At 69.2% G+C, this 12,133-nt stretch carries 12 protein-coding genes; 5 read left to right on the top strand and 7 right to left on the bottom strand.

Annotated elements, in window-relative coordinates:
* On the top strand, positions 1–681 hold a 681-nt coding region (locus VIU94_RS26205; RefSeq protein WP_331914747.1), incomplete at its 5' end, for a BamB-related PQQ repeat family beta-propellar protein.
* A 205-nt stretch (positions 682–886) separates the two neighbouring features.
* On the opposite strand, the gene VIU94_RS26200 is transcribed toward VIU94_RS26205, so the two are convergent.
* The 6 genes from VIU94_RS26200 to VIU94_RS26175 all read right to left on the bottom strand — a co-directional run bounded on the left by VIU94_RS26200 (position 887) and on the right by VIU94_RS26175 (position 4,897).
* Positions 887–1,429, bottom strand: a complete 543-nt coding sequence (locus VIU94_RS26200; RefSeq protein WP_331914746.1) for a GNAT family N-acetyltransferase — start codon at positions 1,427–1,429, stop codon at positions 887–889.
* 159 nt (positions 1,430–1,588) lie between these two features.
* A complete protein-coding gene (locus tag VIU94_RS26195) occupies positions 1,589–2,251 on the bottom strand; it encodes a hypothetical protein (protein WP_331914745.1) in 663 nt (220 codons plus the stop codon).
* 230 nt (positions 2,252–2,481) lie between these two features.
* A complete protein-coding gene (locus VIU94_RS26190; protein WP_331914744.1) occupies positions 2,482–3,084 on the bottom strand; it encodes an HD domain-containing protein in 603 nt (200 codons plus the stop codon).
* 289 nt (positions 3,085–3,373) lie between these two features.
* The gene (locus VIU94_RS26185; RefSeq protein ID WP_331914743.1) at positions 3,374–3,922 is read right to left on the bottom strand and encodes a GNAT family N-acetyltransferase; all 549 of its coding nucleotides are present in this window, start codon (positions 3,920–3,922) and stop codon (positions 3,374–3,376) included.
* Positions 3,923–4,177: 255 nt separating this feature from the next.
* The gene (locus tag VIU94_RS26180; RefSeq protein WP_331914742.1) at positions 4,178–4,612 is read right to left on the bottom strand and encodes a hypothetical protein; all 435 of its coding nucleotides are present in this window, start codon (positions 4,610–4,612) and stop codon (positions 4,178–4,180) included.
* A gap of 99 nt (positions 4,613–4,711) precedes the next feature.
* On the bottom strand, positions 4,712–4,897 hold the full coding sequence (locus VIU94_RS26175; RefSeq protein WP_331914741.1) for a hypothetical protein: 186 nt from the start codon (positions 4,895–4,897) through the stop codon (positions 4,712–4,714).
* 670 nt (positions 4,898–5,567) lie between these two features.
* Here VIU94_RS26175 and VIU94_RS26170 point away from each other — a divergent pair.
* The 4 genes from VIU94_RS26170 to VIU94_RS26155 all read left to right on the top strand — a co-directional run bounded on the left by VIU94_RS26170 (position 5,568) and on the right by VIU94_RS26155 (position 11,269).
* Positions 5,568–7,046 (top strand): xanthine dehydrogenase small subunit, encoded by a 1,479-nt coding sequence (locus VIU94_RS26170; protein WP_331914740.1) that lies wholly within the window; start codon positions 5,568–5,570, stop codon positions 7,044–7,046.
* Positions 7,043–9,475 carry a xanthine dehydrogenase molybdopterin binding subunit gene (xdhB, locus tag VIU94_RS26165; RefSeq protein ID WP_331914739.1) on the top strand — a complete coding sequence of 811 codons (2,433 nt, stop codon included), beginning with the start codon at positions 7,043–7,045 and terminating at the stop codon, positions 9,473–9,475. Before VIU94_RS26170 ends, xdhB begins: the two co-directional genes overlap by 4 nt.
* 1 nt (position 9,476) lies before the next feature.
* Positions 9,477–10,286, top strand: coding sequence for a xanthine dehydrogenase accessory protein XdhC (gene xdhC / locus VIU94_RS26160; protein WP_331914738.1), 810 nt, complete (start codon positions 9,477–9,479; stop codon positions 10,284–10,286).
* 434 nt (positions 10,287–10,720) lie between these two features.
* Entirely contained in the window at positions 10,721–11,269 is a 549-nt protein-coding gene (locus tag VIU94_RS26155; RefSeq protein ID WP_331914737.1) for a DUF1062 domain-containing protein, read from the top strand.
* Between the two features lie 201 nt (positions 11,270–11,470).
* On the opposite strand, the gene VIU94_RS26150 is transcribed toward VIU94_RS26155, so the two are convergent.
* The coding region (locus VIU94_RS26150; protein ID WP_331914736.1) for a methyltransferase domain-containing protein at positions 11,471–12,133 on the bottom strand (663 nt) is incomplete at its 5' end.

The following is a 12,133-nucleotide window of genomic DNA, read 5'->3' as shown; positions in this document are numbered from 1 at the left end:
CCGGGCGTGTTCACGGTGCTCGTCGCAGGCGGGCAGGGGGCGATTCTGAGGCCGTTGAACGGCCGCCGCAAGCGTCCCGAACGGCTGATGATGTTCGACCTCGACGGTCCGGTGGACAGTCCGGTGGAGGGTCCGCAGGTCGGCCCGTTCGACGTGTTCAATCACCCGTTTCCGGTCCGTTCCGCACGTCGGCCCTATGTACTGGTGGGAACCGACCCGGACGAGCCGCACGAGAACAAGTGGGTCGCCGCCATGGGCGCCGACGGGACATTGCGGCGGCTCTTCCCGCACTCCTGGGTGCCGCAGGAGCATCATTTCGGGGGTCCCGCGGTCGAGATCGGCCAGTCCCTGGTGTACGCCGGCACCGTTCACCACGGACACGGGCTCCAACCGGGCGGCGCCTACGTCGTACGACGATCCCTGAACGGCACAGTGCAGTGGCAGTTCCGCACCGATCATCCCGCCACCGCCCTCGACGCCGACGGCGACACCGTTTACGTGGCCTACAACTCCGGAGCCCTGACAGCACTGGACGCCGACAACGGCTCGGTGCGATGGCACACCGAGCTGGAGGTGGACGGAACACCGACCACCGGACTGTCCCTCGCTGTGACGCCCATGGGGCACTTGCTTGTCGGGACCGTCGACGGCCGCATCCTGGAGTACTCGGTCCGGCGGTGACCCAAGGGGCCGCCGGCTCTTCGGGATGCGCAACGGTTCACGGCGGCGCGCAGCGCCGTAGCTGCGGGCTGGAGTTGCCGGGGTGGCCTATTGCCGGGGTGGCCTATTGCCTGGTTGCTGCGCCGTTGCGCGGCCCTCGTCCCGGACGCTCTGATGTCCGCAAGCCGGCTCCGCGCCCCGCCCTTGACCGTCGTCGGACGGCACCCTAGCCCTTCGAGTCAGGCTTCCACTCCTGGGCGAGGAGCCCGAGCAGCACCTCGTCCAGGAACTCGCCCAACACCCAGGCCGAGGAGCGCAGCACGCCCTCGCGTACGAAACCGTTGCGCTCGGCGGAGCGCAGCATCGCGAAGTTGTCCGACAGCGTCTCGATCTGCAGCCTCTGCAGGCCGCGCACGACGAAACCGTAGTGACACAGCACCGCGACCACATCGGTGCCGTAGCCCTTGCCGCGAGAGGACGGCAGCAGCCCCAACCCGATGTGCGCGGACCGGCTGTGGTTGTCGATGCCCCACAGCGTCGCGGTGCCGACCAGCGTCCCGCCGTCCAACTCCACTACGGAGAACGGGACATGCCCATGCTCCTTGTCGTCCACCACGAGCCGCGGATCCTTCGAACCGGGCGTGATCGGTCGCCACGGCCCACCTTCGGCCCGCGAGGCATTGACCACGTCGTCGTAGAGCTCGGCCCGCAGGACCGGAATGTCGTCCTCGTGCCGGGCCCTGAGCCCGACCTTGCTACCCCTAAGCATGCAAGCTTCCTATCCGACCGGTCTGGCCGGCGGCAAACCGATAAACGTCCGTACGTCCGATGCCCCGCCGGTGAGCACCGATACCCACGGCTCGGGGAGGTGGTACGGCACCGTCTCCGCGGGGTGGTGGAGCACCGCAGCCGTCGGCCCGCCCCCGGCTCAGCTGCCGTCGTACCAGCCGGCGCCCGCCGCGCCCTCCGAGGGATCGAAGGACTGGTGGAGCCCCACAAGGGCGAATACCAGTCGGGGGTCCCAGCCCGGCGCGAGCACCCGGTAGTCGTCGGCCAGTCCCCTGAAGACGACGTGGGCCCGGCCTGATCCGTCGCGCCAAATGACGCGCCGAGGCGGGCCGAACGACCCGTCGCCCTCGGCGAACAACGCCATGACGATGCCCACCAGGCTGACCGGCAGCCCCAGAGGCCACCACAGCGCCCACCAGAACAGGCGGCCCTTGAGCCCGCGCAGCGCGGGACCTCTGGCAGGTTCCACCGTCCAACGGGTCCGGCTGAGGCGGAGGAAGGAGCCGCGCCGCACGGTGACCCGCCCGAGCGGCGCCCCAAGCGGGTCCTCGACGCGATAGACGGCGGGTATTCCGCTCACCCGCGGGCCGGCCGGTCGCTCGGTGACCACCCGGGCTATCGGTCCCTGCCCGTCGGGGACCAGTTGGAAGGAACGGACGGAAGGGTGCCAGTCGGTTCCGGCGCCGTCGGCATCACGCCACAGCCGGACGGCTCCGCCCTCCAAGCCGAATCCATCATCACTGGCCACAGCCGGCGGGGACACCGTGTACTTCACGTCGTAGGTCACTCGCCCCTGGGTCACTCTCTGCCTCTCCGTCGAACATTCGATCTGGGCGATGCTCTCACCGTCATGATCGAAGGCACTCAGGTGGCTTCCGTTCGCCACCCCGCGCACCGCGCCGGACACGCCCCTGGCGCCGCCCCCTGCGGCGTCGGGCCCGAACACTCGGGCGCATGTGCATGCCTGGGAGTTGCCCGGTGCATTGGGCACGCCCTACGACCACTGGCTGTGCGGCCGATCGGGCGGCCGGGTCACGGGTGGACCGGGAACGCCGATTGGAAGGCCAGGCGACGGCCGGCGTCCGCGCCGAGGCGAGCGAGCAGGTCGTCGAGCGCGAGGTACTCCTCCCAGGGCTCCCGCCCCGTCGCCCCGGCCAGCGCCCGGACGAGCCTGTCCTCAAGGTCGGGGACTCGCTTGTCCTTCCACACTTTGTCGGCTGTGCTGACCAGGAGGTCCTCGATCGTCACGGCGGGGTCGTCCCAGCTCGCGTGGGTGGCGGCGAACCGGGCCAGGGCCGGCGCGAAGCCGCGGTCCAGAAGCAGGTCGCGGCCGGCGGCCTCGTGTGCTGAGCCGGGCCCGGAGAGTTCCTCGGGGTGCAGGGTCTTGCCCACGTCATGGGTCGCCGCACCGAAGAGGACGGCGTCACGGTGGACGGCCAGATCCGGGTAGCGGTCGCGCACCCAGTCGGCCAGGTCGACCGCGACGTCGTGGACCGCGCGCAGGTGCGCCGCCAGACGGGGCGGGGCCCCCAGAGAGCGCAGGAGCTCCGTCACCACGGCCGGCAGCGGCCGCAGAGGCGGCTCGCCCGGGACGTCGAGGGCACGAAGCAAGAGGTCCGAAGGCGTCGCGGTCATCCCGCAGACACTACTGGCGTCGGTCGGCCCGGGGTGGGCAGTGCTGAGGAGGTGACGGCACGTGTGTGATCCGGCGGAGCGGAGGCTTCGGCGACAGTCGCGATAGCCGGGGCTGCCTGGCATGGGTAGTACGGGAGCGCCTCGCGCAGCTCGGGCAACGCCGGCCCAGTGGCGGCGCCGAGGGCCCATGGGCGCCGTCCGAGGCCTGCGGCCAGGAGGGGAACCGCCTGGGCGGGCGCGCCGAGCACGAGCGCGGCCAAGGCGTGTTTCATGAGCGGCGCCGTGCGACTCAGACTTCGGGAAGGGAGGGATCGGGTGTCCAAGGGCTCGGTGCGGTGATGGCCCAGCGTTCGTGGTCCCGCCAGTCCCCGTCGATGTAGAGGTAGGCGGGGGAAAGCCCCTCATAGCGGAAGCCCAGCCGCTGGACCAAGGCCAGGGATGCTTTGTTCGCCGGCTGAATGTTGGCCTCCAGCCGGTGGAGCCGCAGGTCGGTGAAGGCGTACTGGAGGGTGGCGGCGAGCCCTTCGGTCATGTACCCGTGCCCTGCGGACGGGGCGAAAGCGGCATAGCCGAGGGACGCGCCCTGGTAGCGGCCCCGGATGATCGAGTTGATGTTGACCATGCCGGCGGCTGCGCCGGTCTCCCGGACACGGACCAGAAAGCCCTGGTTGGCGCCGTCGTCGAAGCGGCGCATCCAGACCTTGAACTCCTCTGCGGTCGCGGGTAGTTGCATCCATGGCTGGTGCAGCTCGGAGCTGGCCTGCGCGAGCGTGCAGAACTCGTCCTGGTCGGAGAGGGTGAGCGGGTGCAGTTCGACCCGCGGCGGCATCTTGAGCATGGACCAACGTTAGGGCCTGTGGGGAGTGGGCACCCGAGTGATCCACTACTGAGCTGATCTCGGCGTGGGTTGTGGTGATGTGACCGGCGCGCATGGGGCGGTGCGGGAGTCGTTCCCGCCGGTGGGGAAGAGCGGGGTCGGTCACCGACGTGGACGCTTGTGCCCTTCACGGGGTGGTGGCCCACGGGGGAAGCCGTCAGGGAGTGCCGTGCGTACGTAGCGGACAGCGGGCCGGCCTCGATGCCGCTCCCGTCGTCACAGGTCGGTCGTGTCGCACAGGGCCGGCCAGGCGATTCCCTGTCCTTGGCCGCAGATGGCCCGCCACTCCCCTACAGGGACACGGCCTTCGGCCGTGACAGTCCATCCGCCGTAGTAGGCGTCGTCGGTGATGGCGTCGAGGGTGTGCCACTCGGCCTGGTGGCCGCAGTGGCGGCATGTATTCGGGTTGAAGCCGCGGCCGCGCTGCCATGTGGGCCGGTCATTCAGCAGAGGACCTACGGGGGCGGCACCGGTGGCCGAGGCGGTGAGGATGCGCCGTGCGACGTCGACCGCACCGGGAAAGTCCGTCGTGGTGTACTCCTCGGCGCGTGGCCGGTGAGCCGGCAGCAGGCCGAATACCCATGGCATGGGCGTGACGCACCGCTCGCACGGGGCCTCGTATGCCATGACGTTCACGCGCAGGGTGCTCACGTGCACCACCTCCCGGCCGCCAGCCTGACACACCTCCGCGGCCGAATAGTCCTGAACGCTGCTCGGCTCTCCCTTTTGACAGGTTGTCAGGCTGCGCGTTCACAGGCTGCGTGCGGTGCTGTCGCCGTAGGCGGTGGTCGCGTGGATGCTCAGGTCGGCGGCGGTGCCGTCGGAGTCGCTGAGCGAGTCGTTAGGCGTCCGCGGGCTGGACATCGACCGTGGCGTCCGCCCGGTCGGCGGCGATGAACTGGATCCGACCGGGGCGGAGGTCTCCCACCTCTGCATGAGGCTCTCCTTCCCCTTCAGCGGGCGCTCCATCCCGCTTTCAGATGGAGGAAAGCTACGTTGCATTCGAAGCTCCAGCAAGACTCTCATTGTGCAGAATCGCCATCAGAATGGGTAATCGCTAGTACCGTCGTCGCAACGGGATTGACGCTAACGCAACGAACCTCACTCCACTCGTTGCAATGAATGAGAATGGACGACGGGAAACCCAGCAGGTGCCGCCCAAGTCCTACGACCGCCTCTCCGCCCCCTCCCAATGACGGGCGCCGCCGATGCAGCCCGGGAGGCATCGGGCTTGGATGATGAACCAAGAGACCGGGGTCAACCTCTTGACCTGCTCGGATCCAGCCACTACCTTGCGGCAAAGGCCCACCCATGACTGCCGAAGGAGGCGACCAGCAGATGTACACCAGCTCTGATCTCGCTCGCCTCGCCCAGCAGACGGTCTGGGGTCCGGGTCGAATCGCGCACGGCTGCTGAACACGCCGTTCTGAGTGCCCCCCGTCCAGGGCACACTCCCGGGTTTCCCGTCACCACTTCCGGCACGTCGTCGCTGTCGCGTGCCCTGTTACGCCCGCACCTCTCGCGTGGCGCGTCTGAACACAGAAAGCCGTCTGAAATTGGCGAACATGATGAATCACTCGATCACGCACAGTAATGAAGGCATGTCATGGTAGCGGCGCGGATCACGGTCAACGGGAAAGAAACGCCGATTTCACCGGCTGCACCCCACACCACAGCTCTGGATTTCCTGCGCGAGCGTGGCCTCACGGGCACAAAGGAGGGCTGCGCCGAGGGTGAATGCGGCGCATGTTCCGTCCTCGTGGCCCGTCCCGGGGTGAACAAGCCCACCGACTGGGTGGCGGTCAATGCCTGCCTGATTCCGGCTGCGGCGCTCGACGGCCAGGAGGTCATCACCTCCGAAGGGCTCGCCACCCCCGGCGAGCCCGGCACGGCGCCCACCCTGCACCCCGTGCAGGAGGAGATGGCGGTCCGCGGCGGCTCCCAGTGCGGGTACTGCACGCCGGGATTCATCTGCAGCATGGCGTCCGAGTACTACCGGCCCGACCGCTGCGCGCACGCGGACTCGGACTCGGCGGACTCGCACGACAGCACCGACCACGAGCACGGTCCGAACGGCTTCGACCTGCACTCGCTGAGCGGGAACCTGTGTCGCTGCACCGGATACCGCCCGATCCGCGATGCGGCGTACGCCGTCGGTGAGCCCACCGACGAGGACCCGCTCGCGCAGCGTCGCGATCAGGAACCGCCGGCAGCGGTCGCCACCGAGTACACGCAGGACGGCGCCACGTTCCTGCGGAAGGACACCCTGGCCGAGACGCTGCAGCTGCTGCGCGAGCGTCCCGACGCGGTAGTGGTCGCCGGCTCCACCGACTATGGCGTCGAGGTGAACATCCGCTCGCGCCGGGCGGAGTGCGTGGTCGCCATCGACCGGCTGCCCGAGCTCCGGGAGCTGCGCGTCGAAGCCGACTACATCGAGATCGGGGCGGCGCTGACGCTCACCGAGATCGAGCGCCGCCTCGACGGCGACGTCCCGCTGCTGGCCGAGCTGTTCCCGCAGTTCGCCTCCCGGCTCATCCGGAACAGTGGCACCCTCGGCGGCAACCTGGGTACCGGTTCCCCCATCGGTGACAGTCCGCCGGTGCTGCTCGCGCTCGAGGCGTCGCTGGTGCTGGCCGACGCCGACGGTGAGCGCGTGGTCCCGCTGGCGGATTACTTCACCGGCTACCGGCAGAGCGTGCGCCGTCCCGACGAGCTGATCCGCGCGGTGCGCATCCCGCTGCCGCTGTCGCCGGTCGTGGCGTTCCACAAGATCGCCAAGCGTCGCTTCGACGACATCTCCAGTGTGGCGGTCGGTTTCGCGCTCGACATCCAGGACGGGATCGTCCGCAAGGCGCGCATCGGCCTGGGCGGCGTGGCCGCCACCCCGATCCGCTCCCTCGCCACCGAGGCGGCCCTGGAGGGCAAGCCGTGGTCGGCGGAGACCGTCGAGGCCGCGGCTCGGGTGCTGCGGGGCGAGGGCACGCCGATGAGCGACCACCGCGCCAGCGCCATCTACCGTTCCGCGATGCTCGGCCAGAGCCTGCTGAAGCTGCACGCACAGACCACCGAGGCGGTGTCGTCATGAGTCATCTGTCTGAGCGTCCCGAGAAGCCCGTAGTCGGCGTCTCGATGCCGCATGAGAGCGCCTTCCTGCACGTCACCGGCACCGCGCTCTACACCGACGACCTGGTCTACCGGACCAAGGACACGTTGCACGCCTACCCGGTCCAGGTCATGAAGACCCACGGCCGGATCACCAAGCTGGACACCGAGCCCGCGCTCGCCGTGCCCGGTGTGGTCCGCGTGCTGACCGGTGCCGACGTGCCCGGCGTCAACGACGCCGGTATGAAGCACGACGAGCCGCTGTTCCCCGACGAGGTCCTGTTCCACGGCCACGCGGTCGCCTGGGTGCTCGGCGAGACCCTGGAAGCGGCCCGGCTCGGTGCGGCGGCCGTCGAGGTGGAACTCGAAGAAAAGCCCTCGATCATGACGCTCAAGGAAGCGATCGCGGCCGAGAGCTTCCACGGCGCCCGGCCCGTGATGGAGACCGGCGACATCGACGCCGGCTTCGCCGAGTCCGCGCACGTGTTCAGCGGCGAGTTCCAGTTCTCCGACCAGGAGCACTTCTACCTGGAGACGCACGCCGCGCTGGCCTACATCGACGAGGCCGAGCAGATCTTCATCCAGAGCAGCACCCAGCACCCCTCGGAGACCCAGGAGATCGTCGCGCACGTCCTCGGTCTGCACAGCCACGAGGTCACCGTGCAGTGCCTGCGGATGGGCGGCGGCTTCGGCGGCAAGGAGATGCAGCCGCACGGCTTCGCGGCCATCGCCGCGCTCGGCGCCAAGCTGACCGGCCGGCCGGTCCGGGTGCGGCTCAACCGGACCCAGGACCTGACCATGTCCGGCAAGCGGCACGGGTTCCACGCCGACTGGAAGATCGGCTTCGACGCCGACGGCCGCATCCAGGCGCTGGACGCCACGCTGACCTCGGACGGCGGCTGGAGCCTGGACCTGTCCGAGCCCGTGACGGCCCGTGCACTGTGCCACATCGACAACACGTACTGGATTCCCAACGCGCGTGTCGCCGGTCGCATCGCCAAGACCAACAAGGTCTCCAACACGGCCTTCCGCGGCTTCGGCGGACCGCAGGGCATGCTGGTGATCGAGGACATCCTGGGCCGGGTCGCGCCGCTGCTCGGCCTGGACCCGATGGAGCTGCGCAAGCGCAACTTCTACCAGCCGGGTCTCGGTCAGGCGACGCCGTACGGCCAGCCGGTCGCTCAGGCGGAACGGATCGCCGCCGTCTGGGAGCAGGTCGAGAACAACGGCGGCATCGCCGACCGCAAGCGCGAGATCGCCGCCTTCAACGCCGCGCACCCGCACACCAAGCGGGCGCTGGCGATCACCGGCATCAAGTTCGGCATCTCGTTCAACCTCACGGCCTTCAACCAGGCCGGCGCGCTGGTGCTGATCTACAAGGACGGCTCCGTCCTGATCAACCACGGCGGCACCGAGATGGGCCAGGGCCTGCACACCAAGATGCTGCAGGTGGCCGCGACCACGCTGGGCATCCCGCTGCACAAGGTGCGCCTCGCCCCGACGCGTACCGACAAGGTGCCCAACACCTCTGCCACTGCCGCCAGTTCCGGGGCGGACCTCAACGGTGGGGCGATCAAGAACGCCTGTGAGCAGCTGCGTGCGCGGCTGCTGCAGGTGGCCGCCAGCCAGCTGGGTTCGAACGCCTCGGACGTGCGCATCGTCGACGGCGTCGCGCGCACCCTGGGCAGCGACAAGGAGCTGGCCTGGGACGACCTGGTGCACACCGCGTACTTCCAGCGCGTGCAGCTGTCGGCGTCCGGTTACTACCGGACCGAGGGTCTGCACTGGGACGCGAAGGCTTTCCGGGGCTCGCCGTTCAAGTACTTCTCCTACGGCGCCGCCGCGGCCGAGGTCGAGGTGGACGGCTTCACCGGTGCGTACCGCATCCGGCGCGTCGACATCGTGCACGACGTCGGCGACAGCCTGTCCCCGATGATCGACATCGGTCAGGTCGAGGGCGGTTTCGTGCAGGGCGCGGGCTGGCTGACGCTCGAGGACATGCGCTGGGACGCCTCTGACGGGCCGAACCGTGGCCGGCTGCTGACCCAGGCCGCGAGCACGTACAAGCTGCCGAGCTTCTCGGAGATGCCCGCGGAGTTCAACGTCACGCTCATGGAGAACGCCACCGAAGAGGGCGCGGTGTACGGCTCCAAGGCGGTGGGTGAGCCTCCGCTGATGCTGGCGTTCTGCGTGCGCGAAGCGCTGCGGCAGGCCGCCGCCGCGTTCGGGCCGAGCGGGGTCAGCGTCGAGCTGGCCGCGCCCGCGACGCCGGAGGCGGTGTACTGGGCGATCGAGGCGGCTCGCCAGGGCGAAGCCTCCCAGGACGGCCATGCCCTCAACGGGTTCGCCGCCAATGGCCAGGTCGCGGACGGCAAGACCCGTACCGGCGCAGAAGCGTTGAGCGGTGCCTGACATGACATGGATCGCCGCGGTCGCACGGTTGCGAGCACGCCGGGAGTCCGGCGTGCTTGTGACCGTCGCGACCGTGCGCGGTCATGCCCCGCGCGACGCCGGTGCGAAACTCGTCGTGGGGCAGACCGCGACGTGGGGCTCGATCGGTGGCGGCAATGTCGAGGCCGTCGCGATCGATCGTGGCCGGGAGATGATCGCCGCGTCCAAGACGGAGCCGGAGCTGATCGATTTCGCTCTGAACGACAAGGTGACCAATCAGCATGGCGTGCAGTGCTGCGGCGGCACGGTCTCGGTGTTGCTCGAACCGCTGCCGGTGGTACGCGCGGTGGCGGTCTTCGGCGTCGGGCACGTGGGGCTTGAACTGGCGCGCATCCTGGCACGTCAGGACCTCGACCTCCATCTGATCGACAGCCGCGCCGACATGCTCGCCAAGGAGCGGCTCGACGTGCTGGCGGACTCTGTGGCGCAGGTGCATGTGCATCACACGCCGCTGCTGCCGGAGGAGGTGCTCGAGGAGCTGCCCCGCGGCACGCACATCCTGATCATGACCCATGATCACGCCGAGGACGCCGCTCTGTGCGACGCCGCCTTGCGCACCAGCCATCTCGGCTCCATCGGACTGATCGGGTCCGCGGCCAAATGGGTTCGGTTCCGCAAGCGCCTCTCCACCGAGGGCGGTCACGACGAGGCCACCATCGACCGGATCAAGACGCCGATCGGACTGGCCGACATCACCGGCAAGGAACCCGCGACCATCGCCGTCAGCGTCGCCGCCGATCTGCTGCGCACCTTCGAAACCGAGGAGCGCTGACTCCCCCACCGGACCGACCAGGGCGCCCAGAGGCTCGCACGAACACACACGTGCGAGCCTCAGCCGTCCAAGGGCCCCTGCCGGCAGCATCGTTGCCCGGCGTCGGCCTTCGCCACGTGGGAATGCAGCCTACGAACGCCTCCGCGTCGCCCGACCGAGCGGCGGGCCTACGCCTTCCACGGCACCTTCGCTGTCGCAGCGATCCGGCATGGCTCGTCCGTGACACGCCGGACAGAGCCTGTCGGTGAGGCGCTCGAAAACCAGTGGAGCAGCGCCGCGGTGCGCCATTACCGTGCTGCCGAACCACGTCGCCCAGGCAAGGACGTCCCGTTGTACACCGTGTGAGACCTCCCGATTGCTGATTCGTCGCGCGTCGCGCTTGTTGCGCCGCGCTGCATTTTGCTGCGGACTTCTCACAGAACCGGTGTACTTCTGTGCTCAACAACTGGGTTGTCATGCCCACCCGCCTGCCCCTCGTTCTCCGCCGTTGCCACACGTGCACGTCCGGGCGATTCCGGGCCAACGGTAAATTTCGCGTCAACGCCCACCACAAACTCCTCGACGCCTGGCTCCTCGTGCTCTGTACCGGTTGCGGGGAAACCGCGAAACTCACGGTCCTGGAGCGGGTGAATGTGCGCTCCGTACGACCTGAGCTGCTGTGCCGGCTGCACGACAACGACCCTGGCCTGGCAGCCGAGTTGCTTCAGGATCCGGTCGTGCAGCGCCGAAATCGCGTCGCCCTCGACTGGGACGACGCCTGGTGCCTCGACACCGGCGGATCGGATCACCTGGACCGCGAGGTGATCGACATCTCGGTCCGCTTTGCGGCGCGGATCCCTGTCCGGCCGGTTCGACTGATCGCTGAAGGGTGCGGTCTCTCGCGGGCCGAAGTCGAGAGACTGATCACGGAGGGGAAACTCGTCTCGGCAGTCCGGCTGAGCGGCAAGCTCTCCGGCGACTTCACCTTCACTCTGAAGCGCTGAGTGCTCCTCAGGCCCAGGGGCCCGTCCGGCATGATCCGCCGGACAGGCCCCAGGGCGTGTATCGAACGATGAGGATCCAGCTCGTCGTCGACTCCGTACGAGGCGTCACTCAACGCGGGCGGCGGATGCCGCAGACGCAGCGGGGCCAACGGAACCGTCGCGACGGGGCTCCGGCTTGTGCCTGGCCAGGTCATCACTGCCTTACCGTGGTGCGGACGCCGCGGCCATGAACATCGGCAGCGCCAGCAAGAGCCGGTCGGTCTCGGCCCGTGCACGCTGTTCAGCGATCCAGGTGTCCGTCTGCTCGTGTGTGATGGCGCCCGTCGAACGGGCTCCTGCGGCCAGCTCGGTGAGCAAGGGCAACATCGTCGGTCCGGTGAACACGCCGGTGTGCACCTCGACCTCCACGTCGCCGAAGCCGGCGTCCAACAGCAGGTTGCGGTACCGGCGGGCGGCGCGCGGGCCGGCGATCAGGGCGGAGCGGGCATGCACGATGGCGCGGGTGAGGGCCGGATCGTCGGAGTCGATGACGAAGGCGTCCCAGTCCTGGCCGACCAGCACGATCCGCCCGCTGGACGAGAGCACCCTACGGGCCTCGGCCAACGCCCGCTCCGGCTCGGCCAACTCGTGGAACACCTTGTCGGCCCGGTAGCCGTCTACCGAGGCATCCGCCAGCGGCAGTTCGTACGCACCCGCGATCCGGAAATCCTCCTCGGGCCACCGGCCGCGGGCGACGGCGATCATTCGCTCGCTCGGATCCACGCCGACGGCCTGCACGCCCCTTTCGGCCAACTCCGCCACGGCCCGTCCGGCGCCGCAGCCCACGTCCACCACGGACTTTCCGGATCCGGGGCGGAGCAAGTC

This window comes from Streptomyces sp. (assembly GCF_036566765.1).
GTDB lineage: Bacteria > Actinomycetota > Actinomycetes > Streptomycetales > Streptomycetaceae > Streptomyces.
This window is presented reverse-complemented; position numbering and strand designations above follow the sequence as displayed.